21 protein-coding genes are annotated in these 25,659 nt (G+C 61.9%); 15 read left to right on the plus strand and 6 right to left on the minus strand.

Going from position 1 to position 25,659, the window contains the following annotated elements; genetic code table 11:
- Positions 1-21: 21 nt before the first annotated feature.
- Together putA and J3361_RS04615 are read left to right on the plus strand one after the other, a co-directional pair.
- Positions 22-3,975 carry a trifunctional transcriptional regulator/proline dehydrogenase/L-glutamate gamma-semialdehyde dehydrogenase gene (putA, locus tag J3361_RS04610; protein WP_207962871.1) on the plus strand — a complete coding sequence of 1,318 codons (3,954 nt, stop codon included), beginning with the start codon at positions 22-24 and terminating at the stop codon, positions 3,973-3,975.
- 301 nt (positions 3,976-4,276) lie between these two features.
- On the plus strand, positions 4,277-6,079 hold the full coding sequence (locus tag J3361_RS04615; RefSeq protein WP_207962873.1) for an acyl-CoA dehydrogenase: 1,803 nt from the start codon (positions 4,277-4,279) through the stop codon (positions 6,077-6,079).
- Between the two features lie 216 nt (positions 6,080-6,295).
- On the opposite strand, the gene J3361_RS04620 is transcribed toward J3361_RS04615, so the two are convergent.
- Both J3361_RS04620 and J3361_RS04625 read right to left on the minus strand, forming a co-directional pair.
- Positions 6,296-6,598 (minus strand): cell division protein ZapA, encoded by a 303-nt coding sequence (locus J3361_RS04620; RefSeq protein WP_092395632.1) that lies wholly within the window; start codon positions 6,596-6,598, stop codon positions 6,296-6,298.
- Positions 6,595-6,825: a hypothetical protein gene (locus J3361_RS04625; protein ID WP_207962875.1), complete on the minus strand. Its 231-nt coding sequence runs from the start codon at positions 6,823-6,825 to the stop codon at positions 6,595-6,597. Before J3361_RS04625 ends, J3361_RS04620 begins: the two co-directional genes overlap by 4 nt.
- Before the next feature lie 257 nt (positions 6,826-7,082).
- On the opposite strand from J3361_RS04625, the gene J3361_RS04630 reads away from it, so the two are divergent.
- From J3361_RS04630 to J3361_RS04650, 5 genes are all read left to right on the plus strand, one after another.
- Positions 7,083-8,708, plus strand: a complete 1,626-nt coding sequence (locus J3361_RS04630) for a methyl-accepting chemotaxis protein (RefSeq protein ID WP_207962877.1) — start codon at positions 7,083-7,085, stop codon at positions 8,706-8,708.
- 280 nt (positions 8,709-8,988) lie between these two features.
- Positions 8,989-10,731 carry a potassium/proton antiporter gene (locus J3361_RS04635; protein ID WP_207962879.1) on the plus strand — a complete coding sequence of 581 codons (1,743 nt, stop codon included), beginning with the start codon at positions 8,989-8,991 and terminating at the stop codon, positions 10,729-10,731.
- A 34-nt stretch (positions 10,732-10,765) separates the two neighbouring features.
- Entirely contained in the window at positions 10,766-14,128 is a 3,363-nt protein-coding gene (gene mscK, locus J3361_RS04640; protein WP_207962881.1) for a mechanosensitive channel MscK, read from the plus strand.
- A gap of 37 nt (positions 14,129-14,165) precedes the next feature.
- A complete protein-coding gene (gene selO, locus J3361_RS04645) occupies positions 14,166-15,629 on the plus strand; it encodes a protein adenylyltransferase SelO (RefSeq protein ID WP_207962883.1) in 1,464 nt (487 codons plus the stop codon).
- Between the two features lie 510 nt (positions 15,630-16,139).
- Positions 16,140-16,490, plus strand: a complete 351-nt coding sequence (locus J3361_RS04650; RefSeq protein WP_186706036.1) for a DUF6124 family protein — start codon at positions 16,140-16,142, stop codon at positions 16,488-16,490.
- 127 nt (positions 16,491-16,617) lie between these two features.
- On the opposite strand, the gene J3361_RS04655 is transcribed toward J3361_RS04650, so the two are convergent.
- The 3 genes from J3361_RS04655 to J3361_RS04665 all read right to left on the minus strand — a co-directional run bounded on the left by J3361_RS04655 (position 16,618) and on the right by J3361_RS04665 (position 18,689).
- Positions 16,618-17,019 carry a transcriptional regulator gene (locus J3361_RS04655; protein WP_186706037.1) on the minus strand — a complete coding sequence of 134 codons (402 nt, stop codon included), beginning with the start codon at positions 17,017-17,019 and terminating at the stop codon, positions 16,618-16,620.
- A 238-nt stretch (positions 17,020-17,257) separates the two neighbouring features.
- Positions 17,258-17,536 carry a hypothetical protein gene (locus J3361_RS04660; RefSeq protein WP_134922565.1) on the minus strand — a complete coding sequence of 93 codons (279 nt, stop codon included), beginning with the start codon at positions 17,534-17,536 and terminating at the stop codon, positions 17,258-17,260.
- Positions 17,537-17,783: 247 nt separating this feature from the next.
- Positions 17,784-18,689 carry a LysR family transcriptional regulator gene (locus tag J3361_RS04665; RefSeq protein ID WP_207963174.1) on the minus strand — a complete coding sequence of 302 codons (906 nt, stop codon included), beginning with the start codon at positions 18,687-18,689 and terminating at the stop codon, positions 17,784-17,786.
- A gap of 205 nt (positions 18,690-18,894) precedes the next feature.
- Here J3361_RS04665 and ycaC point away from each other — a divergent pair, with 205 nt between their 5' ends.
- Both ycaC and trxC read left to right on the plus strand, forming a co-directional pair.
- Entirely contained in the window at positions 18,895-19,521 is a 627-nt protein-coding gene (ycaC, locus tag J3361_RS04670) for an isochorismate family cysteine hydrolase YcaC (RefSeq protein ID WP_030140945.1), read from the plus strand.
- A 170-nt stretch (positions 19,522-19,691) separates the two neighbouring features.
- Positions 19,692-20,114 (plus strand): thioredoxin TrxC, encoded by a 423-nt coding sequence (gene trxC, locus J3361_RS04675; protein WP_207962885.1) that lies wholly within the window; start codon positions 19,692-19,694, stop codon positions 20,112-20,114.
- Between the two features lie 148 nt (positions 20,115-20,262).
- Here the strand turns inward: trxC and J3361_RS04680 are convergent, their stop codons facing one another.
- Positions 20,263-21,033, minus strand: a complete 771-nt coding sequence (locus J3361_RS04680; RefSeq protein ID WP_014336219.1) for a ParA family protein — start codon at positions 21,031-21,033, stop codon at positions 20,263-20,265.
- Positions 21,034-21,393: 360 nt separating this feature from the next.
- Here J3361_RS04680 and J3361_RS04685 point away from each other — a divergent pair, with 360 nt between their 5' ends.
- From J3361_RS04685 to J3361_RS04710, 6 genes are read left to right on the plus strand one after another with little or no spacing between them, the layout of a single operon-like run.
- Positions 21,394-22,113 carry a beta-ketoacyl synthase chain length factor gene (locus tag J3361_RS04685; protein ID WP_207962887.1) on the plus strand — a complete coding sequence of 240 codons (720 nt, stop codon included), beginning with the start codon at positions 21,394-21,396 and terminating at the stop codon, positions 22,111-22,113.
- Positions 22,089-22,898 carry a lysophospholipid acyltransferase family protein gene (locus J3361_RS04690; protein ID WP_207962889.1) on the plus strand — a complete coding sequence of 270 codons (810 nt, stop codon included), beginning with the start codon at positions 22,089-22,091 and terminating at the stop codon, positions 22,896-22,898. Before J3361_RS04685 ends, J3361_RS04690 begins: the two co-directional genes overlap by 25 nt.
- Positions 22,879-23,139 carry a phosphopantetheine-binding protein gene (locus J3361_RS04695; protein ID WP_207962890.1) on the plus strand — a complete coding sequence of 87 codons (261 nt, stop codon included), beginning with the start codon at positions 22,879-22,881 and terminating at the stop codon, positions 23,137-23,139. The genes J3361_RS04690 and J3361_RS04695 overlap by 20 nt, the downstream gene beginning before the upstream one ends.
- Before the next feature lie 9 nt (positions 23,140-23,148).
- Complete coding sequence (locus J3361_RS04700; RefSeq protein WP_053117743.1) at positions 23,149-23,403, plus strand: acyl carrier protein; 255 nt, start codon at positions 23,149-23,151, stop codon at positions 23,401-23,403.
- Positions 23,400-23,945: a hypothetical protein gene (locus tag J3361_RS04705; protein WP_207962891.1), complete on the plus strand. Its 546-nt coding sequence runs from the start codon at positions 23,400-23,402 to the stop codon at positions 23,943-23,945. The genes J3361_RS04700 and J3361_RS04705 overlap by 4 nt, the downstream gene beginning before the upstream one ends.
- Positions 23,942-25,621, plus strand: coding sequence for an AMP-binding protein (locus tag J3361_RS04710; protein WP_207962892.1), 1,680 nt, complete (start codon positions 23,942-23,944; stop codon positions 25,619-25,621). The genes J3361_RS04705 and J3361_RS04710 overlap by 4 nt, the downstream gene beginning before the upstream one ends.
- The last annotated feature ends 38 nt before the right edge of the window (positions 25,622-25,659 follow it).

The raw sequence follows: 25,659 nt of genomic DNA on the forward strand, positions 1-25,659 counted from the left end.
GGTAAACATGAGGATAAAAATATGGCTACCACCACCCTTGGGGTCAAACTCGACGACCCGACCCGCGAACGCCTGAAGGCGGCCGCAACCTCGATTGATCGCACGCCACACTGGCTGATCAAGCAGGCAATTTTCAATTACCTGGAAAAACTCGAGGGTGGTGCAACCCTGACCGAGCTGAACGGTTCCCCTCGTACCGACAGCGAGGATGCTGGCGACGTGCAGGTCGACCACGCTCACCAATGCTTCCTCGAATTTGCCGAGAGCATCCTGCCGCAATCGGTCCTGCGCGCCTCTATCACCGCCGCTTACCGTCGCCCTGAGCCGGAAGTGGTGCCGATGCTGATCGAGCAGGCCCGCCTGCCGGCCGAAATGGCCGACGCCACCAATAAGCTGGCGGCGTCGATTGCGGAAAAACTGCGTAACCAGAAAAGTGCTGGCGGTCGTGCCGGCATCGTTCAGGGCTTGCTGCAGGAATTCTCCCTGTCGTCCCAGGAAGGCGTGGCGCTGATGTGCCTGGCCGAGGCGCTGCTGCGCATCCCGGACAAAGGTACCCGCGATGCCCTGATCCGCGACAAGATCAGCACCGGCAACTGGCACCCACACCTGGGCAACAGCCCGTCGCTGTTCGTCAATGCCGCCACCTGGGGCCTGTTGCTGACCGGCAAGCTGGTCGCCACCCACAATGAAGCAGGCCTGACCTCCTCCCTGAGCCGCATCATCGGCAAGAGCGGCGAGCCGATGATCCGCAAGGGCGTCGACATGGCCATGCGCCTGATGGGCGAACAGTTCGTCACTGGCGAAACCATCGCCGAGGCCCTGGCCAACGCCAGCAAGTTCGAATCCAAGGGTTTCCGTTATTCCTACGACATGCTGGGTGAAGCCGCGCTCACCGAACATGACGCCCAGAAGTACCTGGCCTCGTACGAACAAGCCATCCACTCGATCGGCAAAGCGTCCCATGGCCGTGGGATTTATGAAGGCCCGGGCATTTCCATCAAGCTCTCGGCCCTGCACCCGCGCTACAGTCGCGCCCAGTACGAGCGCGTCATGGACGAGCTGTACCCGCGCCTGCTGTCGCTGACCCTGCTGGCCAAGCAATATGACATCGGCCTGAACATCGACGCCGAAGAAGCCGACCGCCTCGAATTGTCCCTGGATCTGCTGGAACGCCTGTGCTTCGAGCCGCAACTGACCGGCTGGAACGGCATCGGCTTCGTGATCCAGGCCTACCAGAAGCGTTGCCCATACGTGATCGACTACGTCATCGACCTGGCCCGCCGCAGCCGCCACCGCTTGATGATTCGCCTGGTAAAAGGCGCGTACTGGGACAGCGAGATCAAGCGCGCCCAGGTCGAAGGCCTGGAAGGCTATCCGGTCTACACCCGCAAGGTGTACACCGACGTGTCCTACATCGCTTGCGCGCGCAAGCTGCTGTCGGTGCCGGAAGTCATCTACCCGCAGTTCGCTACGCACAACGCCCATACACTGTCGGCCATTTATCACATTGCCGGTCAGAACTATTACCCAGGTCAATACGAATTCCAGTGCCTGCACGGCATGGGTGAACCGCTGTACGAACAAGTTGTAGGCAAGGTCTCCGAAGGCAAGCTGAACCGTCCGTGCCGTGTGTACGCCCCGGTCGGCACCCACGAAACACTGCTGGCCTACCTCGTACGTCGCTTGCTGGAAAACGGCGCGAATACTTCGTTCGTCAACCGCATCGCCGACCAGTCCATCTCGATTCAGGAACTGGTGGCCGATCCAGTGGCCAGCATCGAGCAGATGGCAACCCTGGAAGGCGGTTTCGGCCTGCCGCACCCGCGCATCCCTCTGCCGCGCGACCTGTACGGCAGCGACCGCGCCAACTCCAGCGGCATCGACCTGGCCAACGAACATCGCCTGGCGTCGCTGTCCTGCGCCCTGCTGGCCACTGCCCATAACGACTGGAAAGCCGTGCCGATGCTCGGTTGCGCCGCCAGCGAAGAAACTCCGACAGCGGTGCTCAACCCGTCCGATCACCGCGATGTGGTCGGCCATGTGCAGGAAGCCACGGTCGCCGACGTCGACAACGCGATCCAGTGCGCCCTCAACGCCGCACCGATCTGGCAGGCCACGCCACCGGCCGAGCGCGCTGCGATCCTCGAGCGCGCCGCTGACCTGATGGAAGGCGAGATCCAGCCGCTGATGGGCCTGCTGGCCCGCGAAGCCGGCAAGACCTTCGCCAACGCCATTGCCGAAGTGCGTGAAGCCGTGGACTTCCTGCGCTACTACGCCGTGCAGGCGCGCAACGATTTCACCAACGACGCCCACCGCCCATTGGGCCCGGTGGTCTGCATCAGCCCGTGGAACTTCCCGCTGGCGATTTTCAGCGGCCAGGTCGCCGCTGCACTGGCCGCCGGCAACCCGGTCCTGGCCAAGCCTGCCGAGCAGACGCCACTGGTGGCTGCCCAAGCGGTGCGCCTGATGCTCGAAGCCGGCATTCCGGAAGGCGTCCTGCAACTGCTGCCGGGTCGCGGCGAAACCGTCGGCGCCCGCCTGGTGGGTGACGAGCGGGTCAAAGGCGTGATGTTCACCGGTTCCACCGAAGTCGCCCGCCTGCTGCAACGCAACATCGCCGGTCGCCTGGACAACCAGGGCCGCCCGATCCCGCTGATCGCCGAAACCGGCGGCCAGAACGCGATGATCGTCGACTCCTCGGCGCTGACCGAACAAGTGGTCATCGATGTGGTGTCGTCGGCCTTCGACAGTGCCGGCCAGCGTTGCTCGGCCCTGCGGGTCCTGTGCTTGCAGGAAGATTCCGCCGACCGCGTCATCGAAATGCTCAAGGGCGCCATGGCCGAATCGCGCCTCGGTAATCCTGAGCGCCTGTCCGTGGACATCGGCCCGGTGATCGACGCCGAAGCCAAGGCTGGCATCGAGAAACACATCCAGGCCATGCGCGACAAGGGTCGCTCCGTGTACCAGATGGCAATCGCCGACAGTGACGAGTGCAAGCGCGGCACCTTCGTGATGCCAACTTTGATCGAACTGGAAAGCTTCGATGAACTGCAGCGCGAGATCTTCGGCCCGGTGCTGCACGTGGTTCGCTACAAGCGCAAGGAACTGGATCAGTTGATCAACCAGATCAACGCTTCCGGCTACGGCCTGACCCTGGGCGTGCACACGCGCATCGACGAGACCATCGCCAAGGTCATCGACAATGTGCATGCGGGTAACGTCTACGTGAACCGCAACATTGTCGGTGCCGTGGTCGGCGTACAGCCGTTTGGTGGCGAAGGCCTGTCGGGCACCGGTCCAAAGGCCGGCGGTCCGCTGTACCTGTACCGCCTGCTGTCGACCCGTCCTACCGATGCAATCCAGCAATCCTTCGTCCGTGGCGACGCTTTGGCGGCACCGGACCTGCGTTTGCGCGAGGCCATGGGCAAACCGCTGGCGGCGCTGCAAGCCTGGGCCGACAGCCAGAAGCTCGCCGAACTGAGCGCCCTGTGCGTGCAGTTCGCGGCGCAGTCGCAAAGCGGTATTACCCGCCAGCTGACCGGCCCGACCGGCGAACGCAACAGCTACGCCATCCTGCCGCGCGAGCACGTGTTGTGCCTGGCCGACGTGGAAGGCGACCTGCTGACGCAACTGGCGGCCGTACTGGCCGTGGGCGGCTCGGCCGTGTGGCCGGAAACCGACACCAGCAAGGCTGTATTCACACGTTTGCCGAAGGATATCCAGGCGCGCATCCACCGGGTGGCCGACTGGACCAAGGACGACGTGGTGTTCGATGCGGTCCTGCACCATGGCGATTCGGACCAACTGCGCGGCGTTTGCCAGCAAGTAGCCAAGCGCGCCGGCGCCATCGTCGGTGTGCACGGGTTGTCCCAGGGCGAAACCAATATTGCCTTGGAGCGCTTGGTTATCGAACGCGCGCTGAGCGTCAATACCGCCGCGGCGGGTGGTAACGCCAGCCTGATGACCATCGGCTAAATGCTGTAAGCCAGGCACCTGCAATAGGTGCCTGGCAATCCGAAACTCCTGTGGGGAGCTTTGTGGGAGCAAAGCTTGCTCGCGATCCAGGCACTGCAGCACCCAAGACACCGCGGCGCTTTCATCGCGGGCAAGCCTTGCTCCCACAAGCTTTGCTCTCATAAAGCTTTGCTGCCATAAGCAGCTCCCACACTTTTTTGATTAGCGTCACCCTCGCTCCTCCATCACCCAAATCAATCATCCTGTTCAGCCTCCATCCCCACGCCTAGACTCGGCCCATTCTAAAAAAAGGTAGGCCGCCATGTCCGAGACGCTGCTCAGTTCCCGCAATCTGGCTTTCGAGCTGTACGAAGTCCTTGATGCCGAGGGCCTGACCCAGCGCGAGCGGTTTGCCGAGCACAATCGCGAAACCTTCGACGCAGCTCTCGGCACGGCGCGCAGCATCGCCGAGAAATTTTTCGCGCCGCACAACCGCAAGAACGATGAAAACGAACCACGCTACGAAAACGGCGAGGCGATCCTGATTCCCGAGGTGAAGCCGGCGGTGGATGCCTTCCTCGAGGCAGGTTTTCTCAATGCCGCGCGCAGTTTCGACGCCGGTGGCATGCAACTGCCAACATTGCTTTCCCAGGCTTGCTTCGCACATTTCCAGTCGGCCAACGCCGCTTCGACGTCCTACCCGTTCCTGACCATGGGTGCGGCGAACCTGATCGAAAGCTTTGGCAGCGACGAGCAAAAGCAGCGCTTCCTGCAACCGATGATCGACGGCCGTTTCTTCGGCACCATGGCCCTGACCGAGCCTCACGCGGGGTCATCGCTGTCGGATATTCGTACCCGCGCAGAGCCGGCCTCCGACGGCACTTATCGGCTCAAGGGCAACAAGATTTTTATCTCTGGCGGCGACCATCCGTTGTCGGAAAACATCGTCCACATGGTCTTGGCGAAATTGCCGGACGCACCGCCGGGCGTGAAAGGCATTTCGCTGTTTATCGTGCCCAAGTTCCTGGTCAATGACGACGGCAGCCTCGGCCCGCGTAACGACGTGCTGCTGGCCGGGCTGTTCCACAAGATGGGCTGGCGCGGCACCACCTCGACGGCGCTGAACTTCGGCGACAACGGCGAATGTGTCGGTTACCTCGTAGGCAAACCGCACCACGGCCTGAGCTACATGTTCCAGATGATGAACGAGGCGCGGATCGGCGTCGGCATGGGCGCGGTGATGCTCGGTTACGCCGGTTACCTGTATTCGCTGGAATACGCTCGTGAACGCCCGCAGGGCCGCGTACCTGACAGCAAGGACCCGACCACCGCCCCGGTGGCGATCATCCAGCACGCCGACGTGCGACGCATGCTGCTGACCCAGAAGGCTTACGTCGAAGGTTCGTTTGACCTGGGCCTTTACGCGGCCCGGCTGTTCGACGACACCACCACACTGGAAAGCGAAGCCGAGCGCCGGCGCGCCCATGAACTGCTGGACCTGCTGACCCCCATCGTCAAATCCTGGCCCTCGGAGTTCTGCCTGAAGGCCAACGAGCTGGCGATCCAAATTCTCGGCGGCCACGGCTACACCCGCGAATACCCGGTGGAGCAGTACTACCGCGACAACCGCTTGAACCCGATCCATGAAGGCACCCACGGCATCCAGTCCCTGGACCTGCTGGGACGCAAGCTGGCGCAGAACGGCGGTGCCGGTCTCAAGCAGTTGATTCGCCTGGTAGCCGACACCACCGAACGAGCCCAGGCGCACCCATCGCTGACGCCGCTGCGCCAGCCGCTGGAAGCGCTGGTGGCGCGCCTGCAAACCGTCACCCTCGGTTTGCTGACGGACCTGGCCCAGGGCAAGGTCAACGGCAGCCTCGCCAACTCGGCGCTGTACCTGAAGGTGTTTGGGCACATGGTGATCGGCTGGCGCTGGCTGGAACAGGCGATTCGTGCCGAGGAAGGCCTGGCCAAGGGGAATGCGGCGGACAGCGACTTCTATAAAGGCAAGCTGCAAGCGGCGCGCTACTTCCTGACTTGGGAAGTGCCGGGGTGTCACCATGAGCTGGCGATTCTTGAGGCGCGGGATGATACGTGCCTGGGGATGCGGGATGAGTGGTTCTGAACCGGACTTTGCTGCGCTGCTGAATTCATTCGCGAGCAGGCTCGCTCCCACAGGGGCAGGTGTGAATACAGATTATGTGTTCACCAATATCTACTGTGGGAGCGAGCCTGCTCGCGAAAGCAATGTACCAGGCAAATCAGTTACAACTGACACACCGCCTCGCGAGCAGGCTCGCTCCCACAACTGGATCGCCACCAATATCAGACCAAATAGGGGTCAGGCCTGCTGAATCGTCTTGGCAATCACCTCGACCGTGGCGCTGACTTGCTCTTGGTAACGGTCGAGTTCCGCTTGATGCTGCTTCTGCATTTCCATCTGCTGCGAACACAGGTTCATGGCCGCCAATACCAGCAGGCGATCACCGATCAGCGTCGGGTATTTCCTTTTGGTGTCGGCCAGTGCGGCCTTGAGCATCGAAGCGGCGTCCAGCAGGGCCTGTTCCTGCCCGGCCGGTGCTTTGATTGAATAGTCTTCTCCCAGGATCGAGACGACCGTCACCCCGTCGGCACCGTGCTTCATGCGCTGACAGGACCGGCGCTGGCGCGCTCGATCAGGGCCTGGATGCGGGCCGCGGTGGCGCCGTGCAGCTCTTCCTGTTCCATCAGGCTCAGTTGCAGGCTTTCGTTTTCATCCTTGGCCCTGGCAAGTTCAGCGCTCAGGGTTTCGTTCAGGCCGGTGAGGTGCAGGTTCTGTTGCACCAGGTCATTGACCAGTTGCTCCAGTTGGCTGAGGGATGCTTCCAACATATTGATTTCCAGGCTTTTCCAAGGGGCGCGTACGATAAAGAAAAGTCACCGCCGATGCCACGTTTTACACGGGGCGGTGCTTCGCTCGCGAGCTGTAGAGACTGCGATTCAAGAATCTGGTTCCTACCCTTCGTCGCACGGCGCCGGCTGCGCTGCGACAAAAGCACGCATGGCACTCAAGACTTCAGTCGCTGGACCGATAAGTCAGGAGAACCAGTCACAGCCCCGCACGGACGCGCTTCTTCACGGTAATTTCCATGTCCCTACGTAATATGAACATCGCGCCGCGGGCGTTCCTGGGGTTTGCCCTGATCGGCGCCCTGATGCTGGCCCTTGGGGTGTTTGCCCTGACACAGATGAATAAGATTCGCGTGTCTGGCGACAACATCGCCCAGAACAGCGTCCCCAGTATCAAGGCCCTGAACGAGTTCACCCAGCTCACCCTGCGTTTGCGCGTGTTGTCCTATCGCCTGCTGACCAACCGCGAAGCGGATACCCAGCAAAAAACTCTGGATCTGTTCGAGCAGCGCAACCAACAGGTCCGCGCCGCACAGGCGGCCTATGAAAAACTCATCAGCGCTCCTGAAGAACGGGCCGCGTATGACCAGTATGTTCAGTTGCTCAATCAGTACCGCCAGCTCGAAGAGCGGATGAAAACCCTGTCGCGCAACAATCAGGTCAATGAACTGCAAGCGCTGCTCAACACCGAGCTGATGAGCAATTCCGACGCCGTCAACGCCGTGCTGGCTCGCTTGACAGACATTAATAACCAGCAAGCGGAAGCATTCAATAAAAACGCGGCGCAACAATATTCCACCGCGTTCAACTGGGTCGTTACCCTGCTGATTATCGCCACTGGCCTGACCGTGCTGTTCGCCTGGCTGCTGACCAACAGCATCACCAAGCCGATCGCCAACGCATTGGATGCCGCCGAGGAAATTGCCAAGGGCAACCTGACCCGGCCGATCACCGTTGACGGCAGCGACGAAGCCGGGCGCCTGCTGCGTGCGATGTCGACCATGCAGGACAAACTACGCGACACCTTGCAGCGGATCTCCGGTTCGGCCACGCAACTGGCCTCCGCCGCTGAAGAACTCAACAGCGTCACCGACGAAAGCGCCCGTGGCCTGACCCAGCAGAACAACGAAATCGAACAGGCCGCCACGGCGGTCAACGAGATGACCAGTGCGGTGGAAGAAGTCGCGCGCAATGCGGTCAGCACGTCGGAAGCGTCCAGGAACGCCACTACCTCTGCGGGCGACGGTCGCGACCTGGTGCAGGAAACCGTCGGCGCCATCGAGCGCATGAGTGCCGACGTACAAAGTACCGCTTCGCTGATTGGTAACTTGGCCAATGAATCCCGCGACATCGGTAAAGTCCTGGATGTGATCCGCGGCCTGGCCGACCAGACCAACCTGCTGGCACTGAACGCCGCCATCGAAGCCGCTCGCGCCGGTGAGGCCGGACGAGGCTTTGCCGTGGTTGCCGACGAAGTTCGCGCCCTGGCCCACCGCACCCAGCAGTCGACCAGCGAAATCGAACGCATGATCGGCAGCATCCAGAGCGGCACCGAACAGGCCGTGGATTCGATGCGCAACAGCACCGAACGCGCCGAATCGACGCTGAACATCGCCCGCGGTGCCGGCATGTCCCTGGACACAATCAACAGCGCCATCGTCGAGATCAACGAACGCAACCTGGTAATCGCCAGTGCCGCCGAAGAACAGGCCCAGGTGGCTCGGGAAGTCGACCGCAACCTGGTGAACATCCGCGACCTGTCGGTGCAATCGGCCACCGGCGCCAACCAGACCAGTGCCGCCAGCGCCGAACTGTCGCGCCTGGCCGTGGACCTGAACAGCATGGTTGGGCGGTTCAGCCTTTAATCCACGTAGCTGTTGATTGTTCACAGACAGTGAGCAATCAACAATCCAGCTTCTGTGGCGAGGGAGCTTGCTCCCGCTGGGTCGCGCAGCGGCCCCGTCCTTAAAAGCGACGACTGCTTCGCAGCCGAGCGGGAGCAAGCTCCCTCACCACCAGGGCTGCGCCCAGACTCCAATCCCAAACCTTTTTTGACAGCATCACATTTCAACAGGTTAGAATCGCTGGCACGCAGACTGCATGGTCAGTCTGTGCCCGTCCTTCAGTTCTTCCGGAGTAACGCCTTTGACTGCAACGACCATCAACAGCCTGTTCTTGATCGGCGCGTTGCTGGTAGGTGCGAGCATCCTGGTGAGCTCCCTTTCGTCCCGCCTGGGCATCCCGATCCTGGTGATCATCCTGGCCGTGGGCATGGTGGCCGGTGTCGACGGCGCCGGTATTCTTTTCGATAACTACGCCACGGCCTATCTGGTCGGCAACCTCGCGTTGGCGGTCATCCTGCTCGATGGCGGCTTGCGCACGCGGGTGTCGAGCTTTCGCGTGGCGCTGTGGCCGGCGTTGTCGCTGGCGACGGTCGGGGTGTTGATTACCACCGGACTGACCGGCCTGGCGGCGGCATGGCTGTTCAACCTCAACCTGATCCAAGGCCTGCTGATCGGCGCCATCGTCGGCTCCACCGACGCCGCGGCGGTGTTCTCGCTGCTGGGCGGCAAAGGCCTGAACGAACGGGTCAGCGCCACCCTGGAAATCGAGTCCGGCAGCAACGACCCCATGGCGGTGTTCCTCACCGTCACCTTGATCGGCATGCTGGCCAGCGGTGAAACCGGCCTGCACTGGAGCCTGTTGGGGCATCTGGTGCAAGAGTTCGGGATTGGCGCCGTGATCGGCCTGGGCGGTGGCTGGCTGATGCTGCAGATGGTCAACCGCATCAACCTGGCCAACGGGCTCTACCCGATCCTGGTCATCAGCGGCGGCCTGGCCGTGTTCGCCCTGACCAACGCCCTGCACGGCAGTGGCTTCCTGGCGGTGTACCTGTGTGGCCTGGTGCTGGGCAACCGTCCGGTGCGCAGCCGCCATGGCATCCTGCATATGCTCGATGGCATGGCGTGGCTGGCGCAAATCGGCATGTTCCTGGTGCTGGGGCTGCTGGTCACGCCCCACGACCTGTTGCCGATCGCCTTGCCGGCCCTGGGGCTGGCGTTGTGGATGATCCTGTTTGCCCGCCCGCTGTCGGTCATGGTCGGCCTGCTGCCGTTCAAGGCGTTCCATGGTCGTGAAAAAGCATTTATCTCCTGGGTCGGGCTGCGCGGCGCGGTACCGATCATCCTGGCCGTGTTCCCGCTGATGGCCGGCCTGCCCCAGGCGCAGCTCTATTTCAACCTGGCATTTTTTATCGTGCTGGTCTCGCTGCTGGTGCAGGGCACGAGCTTGCCGTGGGTCGCCAAGTTGTTGCATGTGACCGTCCCGCCCGAGCCACTGCCGATTTCCCGGGCCGCGCTGGAAGTGCACGTCACCAGCGAGTGGGAGCTGTTCATCTATCGCCTGGGCAAGGAAAAATGGTGCATCGGTTCGCCCCTGCGGGACCTGAAAATGCCCGATGGAACCCGCATCGCGGCCCTGTTTCGTGGCCAGCAATTGCTCCATCCGTCGGGTAGTACGGTGCTGGAAGTCGATGATTTGCTGTGTGTTATCGGCCATGAACACGATTTGCCAGCACTTGGAAAACTGTTCAGCCAGGCACCGCAACGAGGCCTGGATTTGCGCTTCTTCGGCGACTTCGTACTCGAAGGAGACGCCCAGCTGGCCGCGGTTGCCGCACTCTACGGGTTGAAGCTGGACGGCATCGATCCAGACATGACCCTGGGCCGCTTCATTGCCCAGAAAGTGGGCGGTGCGCCAGTAGTCGGCGACCAAGTGGACTGGAACAATACCCTGTGGACCGTCGCGGCCATGGACGGGAACAAGATCGGCAAAGTGGGCGTCAGATTCCCCGAAGGAAGTCGCCCGGGTCCCGGCTTGTTCCTCTAAACTGCTCCCACTCTCACTTGCTTGACCGGTCTCTATGCCTACCCTGCGCTCCTTTTTCGCCATTGCCCTGCTCGGCCTGAGTCTTTCCATCTGCACGGTGCACGCCGCCGAGCCGCCCACCAGTGCCTCGGTACAGGCCAGCCTGGACAAGATCGGCGACCGCAAACTCCCGGAAGCTGACCAAAAAGCCCTGCAGGCCGTCTTGCAGAACACGCTGACCCAGCTCAACAGCAAGGCGGATTACGAACAGAAGCTGCAGGCGCTCAAACAGCAACTGGCCACGGCGCCCAAGCAGAACATCGAGAACCAGCGCGAACTGGCGCGGCTCAAGGGCACCACGGTGGTGCCGGTGGCGCAACGCTATGCCAACCTGCCGATTCCCCAGCTCGAACAAATGCTCACGGATCGCTCCACCCAGCAGAGCGACCTGCAAAAAGCCCTGGCCGATGCCAACAGCCTGGTCATCACCGCCCAGACCCGCCCCGAGCGTGCCCAGGCGGAAATCTCCACCAGCCAGACCCGCATCCAGCAGATCAACGCGACTCTCAAGGCCGGTCGAGATGCCGGCAAGGCCCTCAGCGCCGAGCAGCGCGACCAGCTCAACGCCGAGTTGGCGGCACTCAATGCGCTGATCCCGCTGCGCCGCCAGGAACTGGCCGGCAACAGCCAACTGCAGGACTTGGGCAACGGCCAGCACGATCTGCTGATGGAAAAAATCGCCCGCATGGAGCAGGAAATCCAGGACCTGCAGAACCTGATCAACCAGAAGCGCCTGGCCCAGTCCCAGGAGACAGTGACCCAGCAATCCATCGAAGCCCAGAAGGCCGGTGGCAGCAGCTTGCTGGCGACCGAAAGCTCAGCCAACCTGAAGCTCTCCGACTACCTGCTCAAGAGCACCGACCGCCTCAACGAAGTCACCCAGCAGAACCTGCAGACCAAGCAATTGCTGGACAGCGTGACCCAGACCGACGCAGCCCTGGACGAACAGATCAGCGTGCTCAAGGGCAGCCTGCTGCTCTCCAAGATTCTCTACAAGCAGCGCCAGACCCTGCCGCGTCTGAAGCTGGACCAGACCCTGGCCGACCAGATCGCCGACATCCGCCTGTACCAGTTCGAAGTCAGCCAACAACGTGAGCTGCTGAACAACCCCAGTGCCTATGTCGACAATCTGCTGGCCTCGCAACCCTCGGAACAAGCCACGCCGCAACTGCGCAGGACCTTGCTGGAACTGGCACTGACCCGCGTCGATCTACTGGAGCGCCTGAACCGGGAGTTGAGCGCGGTACTCAACGAATCCATCACCTTGCAGCTCAACCAGAAGCAACTGCTCAGCACCGCCCAGAACCTGCGGGCGACGCTTGAAGAGCAGATGTTCTGGATTCCCAGCAACAAGCCGCTGGATTTCGAATGGATGCGTGCCGTGCCGACGCGCCTGGAGAAACAGATCGACTCGCTGCCTTGGGCGTCGAGCCTCAGTGAACTGGCCGATGGCCTGACCCAGCGGCCCTTGCTGTTCCTGCCCCTGGTGCTGCTGATCGGCGTGCTGCTGTGGCGGCGCAAGAATCTCTACGCCCGCTTGAACAAGGTTCACCAGGATGTCGGCCACTTCAAGCGCGACAGCCAGTGGCACACCCCCCAGGCGATCCTGATCAACATCCTGCTGGCAATGCCGGTCGCCCTGGCGCTGACACTCTGCGGCTATGCCTTGCAGATCGACGCCCGCGGCCAGAACGCCAACCTCGGCGCGGCGCTGCTGCAGATCGGCCAGGCCTGGCTGGTGTTCTACACCGCCTATCGGGTGCTGGCGCCTGGCGGTGTGGCCGAGTTGCATTTCCGCTGGGAGAAACCCCAAGTCGAATTCCTCCAAGGCTGGATTCGCCGGCTCGGGCTGGTGGTACTGGCGCTGGTGGCCGTGGTGGCCGTGGCCGAGTTGCAACCTTCGACCTTGGCCGATGACGTGCTCGGCATGCCGGTGGTGCTGACCTGCTATGCGCTGATGGCGTGGCTGCTCAGTCGCCTGTTGCTCAGCAGCCCGACGCACAAGAACACTTCGCTGTTCCGCAAGGCTGTCGGGGTGCTGTTCACCGCACTGCCGATCGCGCTGTTCGTGGCGGTGTGCTTCGGCTACTACTACACCGCGCTGAAACTCAGCGACCGGCTGATCAATACCTTGTACCTGCTGATGTTCTGGCTGGTGATCGAAGCCACCTTCGTGCGCGGCCTGTCGGTCGCGGCACGGCGCCTGGCCTACCAGCGCGCCCTGGCCAAGCGCCAGGCGGCCAAGGAAGCCGGCGACGGCGAAGCGGTGGTCGAAGAGCCGACCCTGGATATCGAGAAGGTCAACGAGCAATCCCTGCGCCTGATCCGCCTCGCCCTGCTCGGCGGCTTCATGGCCGCGTTGTATTGGGTTTGGTCGGACTTGATCAGCGTGTTCTCGTACCTGGACAACATCACGCTCTACGAGTACACCAGCGGCACCGGCGTCAACATGAGCATGGTGCCCATCAGCATCGGTGACATGCTCGGCGCGTTGATCATCATTGGCATCACCTTCGCCCTGGCCCGCAACCTGCCGGGCCTGCTGGAGGTGTTCGTGCTGTCAAAGCTCAACCTAGCCCAAGGCAGCGCTTACGCGACCACCACGCTGTTGTCCTACGTCATCGCCGGCGTCGGTTTCGTCACCACGCTTTCTACCCTGGGCGTGAGCTGGGACAAGCTGCAATGGCTGGTGGCGGCACTGTCGGTAGGCCTGGGTTTCGGCATGCAGGAGATCTTCGCCAACTTCATCTCCGGCATCATGATCCTGTTCGAGCGCCCGGTGCGCATCGGCGACACCATCACCATCGGCAACCTGTCGGGCACGGTCAGCAAGATCCGCATTCGCGCGACCACCATCACCGACTTCGACCGCAAGGACATCATTGTCCCGAACAAGACCTTCATCACCGGGCAACTGATCAACTGGTCGCTGACGGACACCGTGACCCGCGTGACCCTGAAACTGGGCGTGGACTATGGTTCGGACCTGGATCGGGTGCGCGAACTGCTGCTCAAGGCTGCACGTGACAATCCGCGCGTATTGAAGGAGCCGGAGCCCATCGTGTACTTCCTGAACTTCGGTGAAAGCACCCTGGACCATGAGCTGCGCATGCATGTGCGCGATCTCGGCGACCGCAACCCGGTGCTGGACGAGATCAACCGATTCATCAATCGGGAATTCAAGAAGGAGCACATCAACATCTCCTTCCGGCAGATGGAAATCTATCTGAAGAACCTGCAAGGCCAGGAATACAAGCTGGTGCCTGCCGAGCCCGACAAAAAGACCATCACGCCCGTGCCGTCGGCTGTCGCCAGCATCAAGCCGGTGCCTGAGCCGCCGCAAGGCACACTCGACTGATTGCGGGTTGCCTGCGGGCGTCCCGCCGGAGAAGTCCATGAAAACGCTGGAAACGCTGACCTTCGATAACCGCTTCGCCCGCCTGGGCGACGGTTTCTCGGCCCACGTGCTGCCCGAGCCCATCGACAATCCACGGTTGGTGGTCGCCAGCCCGGCGGCCATGGCGTTGCTGGACCTGGATGCGGCAGAAGCCGAGACAGCGCTGTTCGCCGAGATCTTCGGCGGCCACAAGCTCTGGGCTGAAACCGAGCCTCGGGCGATGGTGTATTCGGGGCATCAATTCGGTCACTACAACCCACAACTGGGCGATGGCCGCGGGTTGCTGCTGGGCGAGGTGTACAACGAGGCCGGCGAGCACTGGGACCTGCACCTCAAGGGCGCCGGCCAGACGCCGTTCTCGCGCATGGGCGACGGGCGCGCGGTGCTGCGCTCCTCGATCCGCGAATTCCTCGCCTCCGAGGCCTTGCACGCCCTCGGCATCCCCACCACCCGCGCCTTGTGCGTGATCGGCTCGGACACCCCGGTGTGGCGCGAAAAACAGGAGCGCGCCGCCATGGTGCTGCGCCTGGCGCCGAGCCATGTGCGTTTCGGTCATTTCGAATACTTCTACTACACCAAGAAACCCGAACTGCACGCGGCCCTCGCCGAGCACGTCTTGAGCCTGCATTTTGCCGAGTGCCGTGAGCAGCCGGAGCCGTATCTGGCGATGTACCGCGAAATCGTCGAGCGCAACGCCGAGCTGATTGCCAAATGGCAGGCCTACGGTTTCTGCCATGGCGTGATGAACACCGACAACATGTCGATCCTGGGCATCACCTTCGACTTCGGGCCGTTCGCCTTCCTCGATGACTTCGACGCCAACTTCATCTGCAACCACTCCGATGACCAGGGCCGCTATTCGTTCAGCAACCAGGTGCCCATCGGCCAGTGGAACCTCAGCGCCCTGGCCCAGGCCCTGACGCCCTTCATCAGCGTCGACGCGCTGCGCGAGACCCTCGGGCTGTATTTGCCGCTGTACCAGGCTCACTACCTGGACTTGATGCGCCGCCGACTCGGTTTGACCGTCGCCGAAGAGGATGACCAGAAACTGGTGGAACGCCTGCTGCAACTGATGCAGAACAGCGGCGTCGACTACAGCCTGTTCTTCCGTCGACTCGGCAACCAGGCGCCCGAGCAAGCCATCGCCACCCTGCGCGACGACTTCGTAGACCTCAAGGGCTTCGACGCCTGGGGCGAACTCTATATCGCCCGCGTCAACCGCGAAGGCCCCGTCGATCAAGACCAACGCCGCGCCCGCATGCACGCCGTCAACCCGCTGTACGTGCTGCGCAATTACCTGGCACAGAAAGCCATCGACGCCGCCGAATCAGGCGACTACGACGAAGTCCGCCGCTTGCACACCGTCTTGAGCAACCCATTCGAAGAACAACCGGGCATGGACAGCTACGCCGAGCGCCCGCCGGAATGGGGCAAGCACCTGGAGATCAGTTGCTCGTCGTAGCGCAGGCCCTGGCTAAAACAGACCTCCCACCAAACACATAACCCTGTGGCAAGGGAGCTTGCTCCCGCTGGGCTGCGCAGCGGCCCCAAGCCCCCAAAAGCGACGACTGCTTCGCAGCCGAGCGGGAGCAAGCTCCCTCGCCACAAGAGCCCTGCAATCACCGCGTTTATTTCGATGTAGGACCACGTAGGAGCAGGCTACGCCGCCTTGCGCCATTGCCTACAACTACGCCAGAATCCGCCGGCTTGTGCGCCTTGGGCTCGGGCTTTATCGTTTCCCCGTTGCTGAAAATCAGCGATCGGGTTTAGCAGCTCGAACAACATCAAGGCACGCCAGCGTCGCCATTCGAACAGTCGATCATCATCGACTTGTCAGCATTATGGCGGCTATGCGTGGGGCACTTCGGTGCGCCGGGTTCCTTGATGCCTGGTCTGCTAACCCGCGTACAGCCGCCACCCTCTTCGTTTAGCAGCGACGGGTGACGACTCCACTCATCAAGGAGTTTCATCTATGTTCAAAGCAACCCCCAACCCGCCAGATACCGACCCAGCCAACCCGAACTCAAAAGAGTTCGACGAAACAGCTGACCGCGTCCTCGACTACTACCTCAACCCAAAACCCAGCAAACCCGAGGCCGATCCAAGCCAACTGTTCACCGTCGTCAATGGCGTCGACACCGAAACCCTGCTCGCCAACCTCAGCGAAAACCTGGCCTCGGCCAACGCCATGGTCAGCGACCTGGCATTCGACCTGAAAGGCTCCAGGCGGCAAGTCGCCCTAGGCATTCAGCAATTGATCGAACTAAGCGTTTTACTGGCGAACCGGGCACTGGACAACGTCGAACCCCGCCAGTCGACATAGCGCATCCCCTGTGGCGAGGGAGCTTGCTCCCGCTGGGCTGCGCAGCGGCCCCAAGCCCTCAAAAGCGACGACTGCTTCGCAGCCGAGCGGGAGCAAGCTCCCTCGCCACAGTTAGTGCGCCAAGCCATCAAATAAAGGTCTCAACCGATACGCCGAAGCGCTCCGCCAGCCAGCGGATCTGCCTTAAATTGAGCTGACGCTTGCCGCTCAATATCTCCGATACCACCGACTGGGTACCGACACCCGGCAAGTCGCTCTGGCTCTTCCCATGCTCGCGCATCAGATAACGAAGCGCCTCAACGCCAGTGGCCTTGGGCATCGGCCGGTGTTGATGATCCCAGGCCTCGATCCATTCACCGATAATGTCCACCAGGCTCATCAGCGGATGGGCTTCTTCTTCGCCAACCAACTCCAACAATTCATCGAGCGCTGCGACCAACCGGTCGTAATCCTCTTCGCTCCTGGGCTTACGCAGCAAGGGAGACACAAACTCCCAATGAGCGGCGACTTGTTCGATCAGTGCACTCATCCCTTTTCCTCATCGCATTTTGCTATGGACGAGTTAAACACAAATCGCATTTATCGCAAATTGCGATAACGCTAGGAAGAAAGATGACAGCTTTTACGGCGAGAGGATTGTCTGGACGAGAGTCATCGCGAGCAAGCTCGCTCCACAGGGGTGGGGTGTTGTCGCAAATATCGCGGTCACACAGCCATCCATGTGGGAGCTTGCTCGCGATGGCAATCTTCAATTTATCGCAGGTTACTCACCCAACCTTATCGTTCCCCTGCTCAGGCGTCTCGATGCCCGGCTCTGCCTCTTCAACCCCCTTCTCCTTGGGTTTGGCCGCTGGTTTTTCCTCGGGATAGCCGGGCATGCCGCGGGCGTCTTCAGGGGTCAGTTCGTCCCGGTCGTGGCGGCGGTCGGTGGCGTAGGACGGGGCGGCGTTGGGGTCCTCGTCGCGGCCGGCGGTGCCGAGCACGAAGCCGTCGTCGTTGGGGTTGTCCACTGCCTGGGGAGTGGCTGGGTCTTGAGGATGGCTCATGGGACCTCCTGAGTCTGCAAACAGGTACATGGTGTCTCTTTGAGGCCGTGACAGCGTTTCAGTGCGGCGCACCTGATGAATGGCCCCCTTGATAAATGTCCTTGGAAAAGCCTGGAGTATGAGTTCCTGTGGGAGCGGGCTTGCTCGCGAAGGCGGCGTATCAGACACATAGATGTTGACTGACACACCGTCTTCGCGAGCAAGCCCGCTCCCACAAGGAGAATCCGGTGGCATTACTGTCTCCGTCCTACGCCATATCACTCTGGCTGAATTCTTCGGCCAAAAAATCGATCAGCGTACGCACCGACGGCAGCAACCCGCGGCGTGAGGCAAAGATCGCATGGACGATCCCGCACTTGGGCGTCCAGCCCGGCACCAGTTCCACCAGCCGCCCGGCCGCGATGTCTTCGCGCACCACCACGGTGGGCAAGTGGGCGATGCCGATGCCTGCCAGCACGGCATGACGCAGGGCCAGCAGGTCGTCGGTGACCATGCGCGGTTCATGGCGGATCAGCGCACGGGTGCCGTCCGGGCCGAACAACTCCCACTGGTATTCCCGCTGCGCCGCGCCCCAATGCACGCTCGGCAAGCCGTTGAGGTCCGCCGGGGAGGCCGGTGAAGACAAGCGCTCGATAAACGCCGGGCTGCCCACCAGACATTGGGTGCTGTTGCTCAACACCTTCATGACCATGTCGGTGTTTTCCAGCGGCGGAAAGCGCACCCGCAAGGCGATATCGAACCCTTCATGGATCAGGTCCACCCGGCGGTTGGTGCTCTCGATGAACAACTCCACCCGCGGGTATTTGAGCATGTAGCGGGTCAGCATCGGCCCGACCCAGCTGTTGAGCAGCGCCGTCGGGCAACTGATGCGCACCAGACCCTGGGGTTCGGAGCGGTTGCGCTCGATCACTTCCGCCGCGCTCTCGGCTTCGACCCGCATCGCCAGGCAGCGCTGGTAATAGGCCTGGCCGATTTCGGTCAATGTGCAGTGGCGGCTGGTGCGATGGAGCAGCCGCACCCCGAGTCGCTCTTCCAACTGGGCAATGCGCCGGCTCAGCTTGGATTTGGGCATGTCCAGGGCTCGGCCGGCGGCGGCGAACCCACGGTGCTCAACCACCTGGGTGAAGTAGTAAAGCGTATTGAGGTCTTCGATGATCGTTCTCCAAATAGAACGCTAAGGCTGATTTTCGCAGTCTAGCGCTTCAAAGGTGCCAGTTTTAATCTACACCCATCGAAACGCAACACGGATTCAAACCGGCGCTTCGGCCAGATGAGTCACCGAATAATCGCTGCACCGACATTAAAAACCTTAACCACGCCGAAACCTTCGGCAACCAAAACTTAATGAGGGCTACGCCATGACAACTTCCTACAACCGTCTCGACAAAGATAACGCTGCTGTTCTGCTGGTCGACCATCAAGCAGGCCTGCTGTCCCTGGTACGCGACATCGACCCGGACCGTTTCAAGAACAACGTGCTGGCCCTGGCCGACTTGGCGAAGTATTTCCAACTGCCGACCATCCTCACCACCAGCTTCGAAACCGGCCCCAACGGCCCGTTGATGCCCGAACTCAAGACCCTGTTCCCGGATGCGCCGTACATCGCTCGTCCTGGCCAGATCAACGCCTGGGACAACGAGGATTTCGTCAAGGCGATCAAGGCCACCGGCAAGAAACAACTGATCATCGCCGGCGTCGTCACTGAAGTCTGCGTAGCCTTCCCGGCACTGTCGGCCCTGGCCGAAGGTTTCGAAGTGTTCGTGGTCACCGATGCGTCCGGTACGTTCAACGAACTGACCCGCCAATCGGCCTGGGACCGCATGTCGTCCTCCGGAGCCCAACTGATGACTTGGTTCGGCCTGGCCTGTGAACTGCACCGCGACTGGCGCAACGACGTGGAAGGCTTGGCGACCCTGTTCTCCAACCACATCCCGGACTACCGCAACCTGATGACCAGCTACAACACGCTGACCAACGGTAAATAACCGGCAACGGCATAACCCTGTGGGAGCGGGCTTGCTCGCGAAGACGGTGTGTCAGTCGACATCCAGGTGTCTGACGCACCGCATTCGCGAGCAAGCCCGCTCCCACAGGTTTTGTGGTGGTTTCTATATAGTGTTCAATCTGTGCCAATGATTTTTTGGAGACCGACCTGATGCTGATCCCCTGCCCCCATTGCAACGGGCTCAATCGCATACCCGCTGAACGCCTGGGCGACCAGCCCAAGTGCGGGCGCTGTAAGGCCCAGATGTTATTGAGCAAGCCGTTCGAACTCAAGCAAGGCGACTACGCCAGCCAGATCAAGGGTGACCTGCCGTTGCTGGTGGATGTGTGGGCCGATTGGTGCGGGCCGTGCAAATCCTTCGCGCCCGTGTTCGAACAAGCCGCCGCGCAGTTGGCGGGCAAATGTCGGCTGGCCAAGCTCGACAGCGAGGCCAACCAGCAACTATCGGCGCAGTTGGGCATTCGCTCGATTCCCAGCCTGATTCTGTTCAAGGACGGCAGGGAAGTGGCGCGCCAGAGTGGCGCGTTTCCCTTGCCCCAATTGATGAGCTGGTTGCGCAGCCAGGGGATTTGAAGCCGTGAGATAACTGTGGGCTTTGTGGGAGCAAGGCTTGCCCGCGATGAAAACGCCGCGGTCTCTTGAGGACCGCAGCGCCTGGATCGCGAGCAAGCTTTGCTCCCACTAAGCTCGCTCCCACACATGGGTTTTTCACAGGTCAGATTCAGGCGCTTTCCAGCAGACTATGCAACTCCATGAACTGCTGGGTCAGTTTGTGTCGCGGGTCGAGGTGGATCAGCGGCAGGCTGGCCTGGTGGGATTCGCGCATGCGCACCGAACTGCTGAGGTACACCGGCAACACCGGCAGGCCTTCGGCGATCAGCTCGTCGAGAATCTGCTGCGGCAGGCTGGCGCGGGCCTGGAACTGGTTGACCACGATGCCTTCGACTTCCAGGCCTTCGTTATGGTCGTCCTTGAGCTCTTCGATTTCCGCCAGCAGGCCGTACAGGGCCTGACGGGAAAAACTGTCGCAGTCGAAAGGAATCAACACCCGATCAGCGGCGATCAGCGCCGAAACCGCGTAGAAATTCAAGGCTGGCGGAGTGTCCAGGTAAATCCGGTCGTAATCCTCCTCCAACTCTTCAAGCAATTTGCGCAGCTTGTTGATCTTGTGCTTGGCCTCGAGCTTGGGCTGCAGGTCCGTCAGCTCCGCCGTGGCGGTGATGACATGCAGGTTGTCGAAGGGCGTTTCGTAGATATCCACCTTGTTCTTTTTCGAGAAAGGCCCGGACGACAGGGTCTGCTTGAAGAAATCGGCGATGCCCATGGGGATGTCATCGCCGGTCAGGCCAGTCAGGTATTGAGTGGAGTTGGCCTGGGCATCCAGGTCTACCAACAGCGTGCGATAGCCTTCGCTGGCGCTGACTGCCGCCAGATTGCAGGCGATGCTGGACTTGCCCACGCCACCTTTCTGATTGAACACCACACGCCGCATGTCAAAACCTCCGTGTATCAAAGATTCCCGAGTGTAGTAGGGCGCGACACCGCTTAGCTACCTTCTGCGTAGAAGGACTACAGCGTTAGTGGCTTTTCCACCGATTCAGACGTCAATTACGCCCAGTCAATGACAGAAACAACCGACAGACAAACTCGCGGAGATCGCGACAATGGTCCTTGCCTGGCATCGAGCGGACCAACCCGTACATTTTGCTGGGCAAAATGTAACCAGTATTTGCTACAAGCCAACCGCACCGGGATAATGCGCGCCACTTGGGTCGCAAGGCCATGCAGGGTTGGACGCGGGTCAAACCACTGAACCGTGACAATAAAAGCCCGCAGGGGTGGGGTGAAGTTTGTGATCAATTTCAATATCGCCCAATGGCGCGCATGGGCCCCTGGGCTCGAAAGCGTGGACGATTGGCAGGCATGGAGCCGACAGCCGGTCGTATTGCCGGCCAGCGATGCCGCCCCTGACGTCTCGTTCCTGCCCGCCATGCAACGCCGGCGTCTCAGTCGCCTGGCGCGGATGGCCTTCAGCGTCGGCTGGCCACTGGCCGAGGACCGTCCGGACCTACCGTTGGTCTTTATTTCCCGTCACGGTGAAACCCCGCGCACTTTCGAGATTCTGAAGGACCTGGCGGCCGACCTGCCCTTGTCGCCGACCCAATTCAGCCTGTCGGTCCATAACGCGGTGATCGGCCTGTGGTCGATCATGCGCGGCGAAACCAGCGAAATGACCGCCCTGGCCGCCACTGGCGACGGGTTGGAGCACGGCGTGCTGGAGGCCGCTGCGTTGTTGAACGAAGGCTCGCCAGCCGTGTTGCTGGTGATCACCGAGGAACAACCGCCGCAAGTCTACGCACCGTGGGTCAATGACGTGCCGTTCCCCTATGCCGTGGGCCTGCTGCTGACTCCAGGCAATGACTGGCGACTGGACCTGTCCGCGCTGGCCGGCCAACTGCCCGGCAGCGAGTGGCCCCATGCCCTGGCGCTGTTGCGTACCCTGCTGAACAACGAAACCACCTGCCAACATGCCTGGAAGAATCGTGTATGGACCTGGCAACGCAACCGGTGACCGGTAAACATCGCGACGCCTATTACTGGCGCCTGGTCGCGACCGCCGCAAGCTTCGCCCTGTTCGGGCTGGGCGGGCTCTGCCTGCGTTTGCTGGTGTTCCCGTTGCTGGCCTGGTTGCCCGGCGACGCCAGGGCCCACCGACAAAGGGCTCGCCGCACCGTCGGACGGTTGTTCTGGTTCTTCATCCGGTTCATGGCCCGCACCGGGGTGCTCACCTACCAGATCGATGGTGCCGAACGGCTCGGGCGCCCCGGGCAGATGATCATTGCCAATCACCCGTCGCTAATCGACGTGGTGTTCCTGATCGGGCTCGTGCCAGACGCCAACTGCGTGGTCAAACAAAGCCTGTGGGACAATCCCTTTACCCGTGGCCCATTGCGTTCGACCCAATACATCAGCAATGACGGCAGCATGGACATGCTCGATGCTGCCAGCGACGCGCTACAGGATGGCCAGGCGCTAATCGTCTTTCCCGAAGGCACACGCACCCAGCCAGGCCAGGTGCCAGCCTTTCATCGGGGGGCTGCGGCCATTGCCCTGCGGGGTGCGAAAATCCTCACGCCCGTCACGATCAAGGTCAACCCCACGACCCTGACCAAGGCCGAACCCTGGTATCGCATCCCTCGGTGTCGCGTGCACTTCAGTTTTCACGTCGGGGCCGATATAGACCCACAGGCGTTCGCCGCGCTCGGCCCGCCTCCCCAGGCTTCGCGCAGGCTCAACGATTTTTTGCATCACTACTACATCAAGGAGCTCGCCGAAGATGAGCGAACTGCACCGTGACATCAAACAGCTGATCATCGAAGCCCTCGGCCTGGAGGACATCGGCATCGACGACATCGGCGACGACCAGACCCTGTTCGGCGAAGGCCTGGGCCTGGACTCGGTGGATGCCCTGGAGCTTGGCCTGGCGATCCAGAAAAAATATGGCATCAAGATCGACGCCGACGCCAAGGACACCCGTAATCATTTCAGCAATGTGGCGAGCCTTGCGGCCTTCGTCAATGCAAAACAAGAAGCCTGAGACCGGACCATGCAAACTCGCGACGACATCTTCAACACCCTGCGTGATGCCTTGGTCGAGCTTTTCGAGCTGGACCCTTCACGCGTGACGCTGGAATCGAACCTGTACCAGGACCTGGAAATCGACAGCATCGATGCGGTCGACCTGATCGATCACATCAAGCGCCAGACCGGCAAGAAAATCGCCGCTGAAGAATTCAAGTCGGTGCGCACCGTCAATGACGTGGTCGAGGCGGTCTATCGACTGGTCCAACCGGCCGCATGACCCGGCTGATTGGCCTCGGCCTGCTGCTGGCAGGCCTGCTGTACCCCTTTGCGGTGTATTTCGGCATGGAGCATTTCGCCCCGTGGCAGTTCGGGCTGCTGCTGGGGAGCCTGTGGCTGGCCCGGGCGTTGCTTGGCAAGGGCGGCGCCGGCAGTCGCTGGATGGCTGCAACCGCGATCGGGTTTTGTGTGTTGCTCGCGCTGTTCGACAGCCCGCTCCTGCTGCGCTGGTACCCCGTGCTGATCAGCGGGTTCATGTTCGGGATGTTTGTCCTGAGCCTGAAGTACGGCCCGCCGATGATCGAACGCCTGGCCCGCCTGCGCGAACCGCAGCTGCCGGCCAAGGCCGTGGTGTATACCCGCCAGGTCACGGTGGCCTGGTGTGTGTTTTTTCTGTGTAACGGTTTGCTCGCCGCCGCCCTGACCCTCTGGGCGCCGCTGAGTTGGTGGATGTTGTACACCGGCCTGATTTCCTACGGATTGATGGGGCTGCTGTTTGCCATTGAATGGCTCATACGACAACGGGTAAGAGGCCGCCCATGAATTGGATAACACTTGAGCAGATGTTGCTCAGGGCTCAGCCGGAACGCACCGTTACGGTCGCTCCGGCACTGGATCATTCGCAACTGCGGAATGCGGCGTTGTGCCTGGCGGCCGGCCTGCAAGCGCGCGGCGTACGGCATGTGGCGGTGCACCTGGACGATGCCGCCGACCTGGCCATCGCCCTGCTCGGCGCCTGGCGCGCCGGGGTGCGGGTCCTGCTGCCCGCCGACCTGCAAGCGCAGACCCGCCAGCGCTGGGCGGCGGACGTGGACCTGTGGCTGACCGACCAGCCCGGCGACATCCGTCCCGACGATTTGCAACAAGCGCCGATGGCCCCCGCCGAACTGGACCTCGATCACTGCTGGCTGAGCCTGTGCACCTCGGGTTCCAGCGGCGAACCCAAGCGCATCGAAAAAAACCTGCGACAGTTGAGTCACGAAGTCCAGGCCCTGGAACAGCTGTGGGGCGCCGACCTCGGCCCGGCCTGCATGATCGGCAGCGTGGCCGCCCAGCACATCTACGGGTTGCTGTTCCGGGTGCTGTGGCCGTTGTGCGCCGGGCGTCCATTCGTGCGTCGGCAACTGGCGTTTCCCGAGGACCTGCAACGGGCCAGCCGCGAACAAGCGGCGTTCGCCTGGGTCGCCAGCCCGGCATTGCTCAAGCGCATGGGCGACAACCTCGATTGGCCGGCCCTGAGCAGCGTGCGCCGAGTGTTTTCCTCCGGCGGCGCCTTGCCCTCCGAGGCCGCGCACAGCTTGCAGCGACGCCTGGGACAATGGCCGACGGAAATTTTCGGCAGCTCGGAAACCGGGGGGATCGCCTGGCGCCAGGGTGAAGAATTGTGGCAACCCTTTGCCGGCGTCGAGCTGAGTCAGGACAGCGACGGCGCCTTGCTGATCGCTTCGCCCTATCTGCCGGCCGGGCATGTGGAACACACCGCCGACGCGGCGCGGATTGCCGAGGATGGGCGCTTCGAACTGCGCGGACGCCTGGACCGTATCGTCAAGCTCGAGGAAAAACGCATCTCCCTGCCGATGCTGGAACAAGCGCTGGTGGCCCACGATTGGGTCAGCGAGGCGCGGCTGGGGGTGGTGCAGGAAAATCGCGCCTCCCTCGGCGCACTGGTGGTGCTGAGCGACGCTGGCCTGTACGCCTTGCGCAACCAGGGTCGACGCGCCATGACCGAAGGCCTGCGCCGGCACCTCAGCGCGCACTGCGAACCCCTCGCCCTGCCACGGCGCTGGCGCTGGCTGCGGCAGTTGCCGCTCAACGCCCAAGGCAAGCTGCCCCAGGCCGAGGTCGAGGCACTGCTGCTGGCGCCACGCCCCAAAGCTCCCGAAGTCCTGGAGCAAGTCGAAACAGATGGGGAGTGGAGCCTGCGGTTGGTCGTACCGCCAGACCTGGCGTACTTCAGCGGCCACTTCCCCGCCGCGCCGGTATTGCCGGGTGTGGTGCAGGTCGACTGGGCCTTGAGCCTGGGCCGCCAACTACTGGACCTGCCACCCCGGTTCGTTGGCATGGAAGTGCTGAAATTCCAGCAACTGGTTCGCCCCGGCGATGAAATCCAACTGCACCTGCGCTTCGACCGCGAGCGCGGCAAGCTGTACTTTGCCTACCGCAATGACACGGCGGCGTGCTCCAGTGGGCGGATTGTGCTGGGGATAGCCGATGACTAACTCACATGGATCCACCAATCCCCTGTGGCGAGGGAGCT

Origin of the sequence: Pseudomonas sp. OA65 (assembly GCF_017498305.1) — a bacterium.
GTDB classification, from domain to species: Bacteria; Pseudomonadota; Gammaproteobacteria; order Pseudomonadales; family Pseudomonadaceae; genus Aquipseudomonas; species Aquipseudomonas zanjanensis.

Excerpts from the sequence above, each read along its gene's own strand:
- putA (WP_207962871.1), top strand. The coding sequence starts at position 22 with ATGGCTACCACCACCCTTGGGGTCAAACTCGACGACCCGACCCGCGAA.
- J3361_RS04615 (WP_207962873.1), top strand. The coding sequence starts at position 4,277 with ATGTCCGAGACGCTGCTCAGTTCCCGCAATCTGGCTTTCGAGCTGTAC.
- J3361_RS04620 (WP_092395632.1), bottom strand. The coding sequence starts at position 6,598 with ATGAAGCACGGTGCCGACGGGGTGACGGTCGTCTCGATCCTGGGAGAA.
- J3361_RS04625 (WP_207962875.1), bottom strand. The coding sequence starts at position 6,825 with ATGTTGGAAGCATCCCTCAGCCAACTGGAGCAACTGGTCAATGACCTG.
- J3361_RS04630 (WP_207962877.1), top strand. The coding sequence starts at position 7,083 with ATGTCCCTACGTAATATGAACATCGCGCCGCGGGCGTTCCTGGGGTTT.
- mscK (WP_207962881.1), top strand. The coding sequence starts at position 10,766 with ATGCCTACCCTGCGCTCCTTTTTCGCCATTGCCCTGCTCGGCCTGAGT.
- selO (WP_207962883.1), top strand. The coding sequence starts at position 14,166 with ATGAAAACGCTGGAAACGCTGACCTTCGATAACCGCTTCGCCCGCCTG.
- J3361_RS04650 (WP_186706036.1), top strand. The coding sequence starts at position 16,140 with ATGTTCAAAGCAACCCCCAACCCGCCAGATACCGACCCAGCCAACCCG.
- J3361_RS04655 (WP_186706037.1), bottom strand. The coding sequence starts at position 17,019 with ATGAGTGCACTGATCGAACAAGTCGCCGCTCATTGGGAGTTTGTGTCT.
- J3361_RS04660 (WP_134922565.1), bottom strand. The coding sequence starts at position 17,536 with ATGAGCCATCCTCAAGACCCAGCCACTCCCCAGGCAGTGGACAACCCC.
- ycaC (WP_030140945.1), top strand. The coding sequence starts at position 18,895 with ATGACAACTTCCTACAACCGTCTCGACAAAGATAACGCTGCTGTTCTG.
- trxC (WP_207962885.1), top strand. The coding sequence starts at position 19,692 with ATGCTGATCCCCTGCCCCCATTGCAACGGGCTCAATCGCATACCCGCT.
- J3361_RS04680 (WP_014336219.1), bottom strand. The coding sequence starts at position 21,033 with ATGCGGCGTGTGGTGTTCAATCAGAAAGGTGGCGTGGGCAAGTCCAGC.
- J3361_RS04690 (WP_207962889.1), top strand. The coding sequence starts at position 22,089 with ATGGACCTGGCAACGCAACCGGTGACCGGTAAACATCGCGACGCCTAT.
- J3361_RS04695 (WP_207962890.1), top strand. The coding sequence starts at position 22,879 with ATGAGCGAACTGCACCGTGACATCAAACAGCTGATCATCGAAGCCCTC.
- J3361_RS04700 (WP_053117743.1), top strand. The coding sequence starts at position 23,149 with ATGCAAACTCGCGACGACATCTTCAACACCCTGCGTGATGCCTTGGTC.
- J3361_RS04705 (WP_207962891.1), top strand. The coding sequence starts at position 23,400 with ATGACCCGGCTGATTGGCCTCGGCCTGCTGCTGGCAGGCCTGCTGTAC.
- J3361_RS04710 (WP_207962892.1), top strand. The coding sequence starts at position 23,942 with ATGAATTGGATAACACTTGAGCAGATGTTGCTCAGGGCTCAGCCGGAA.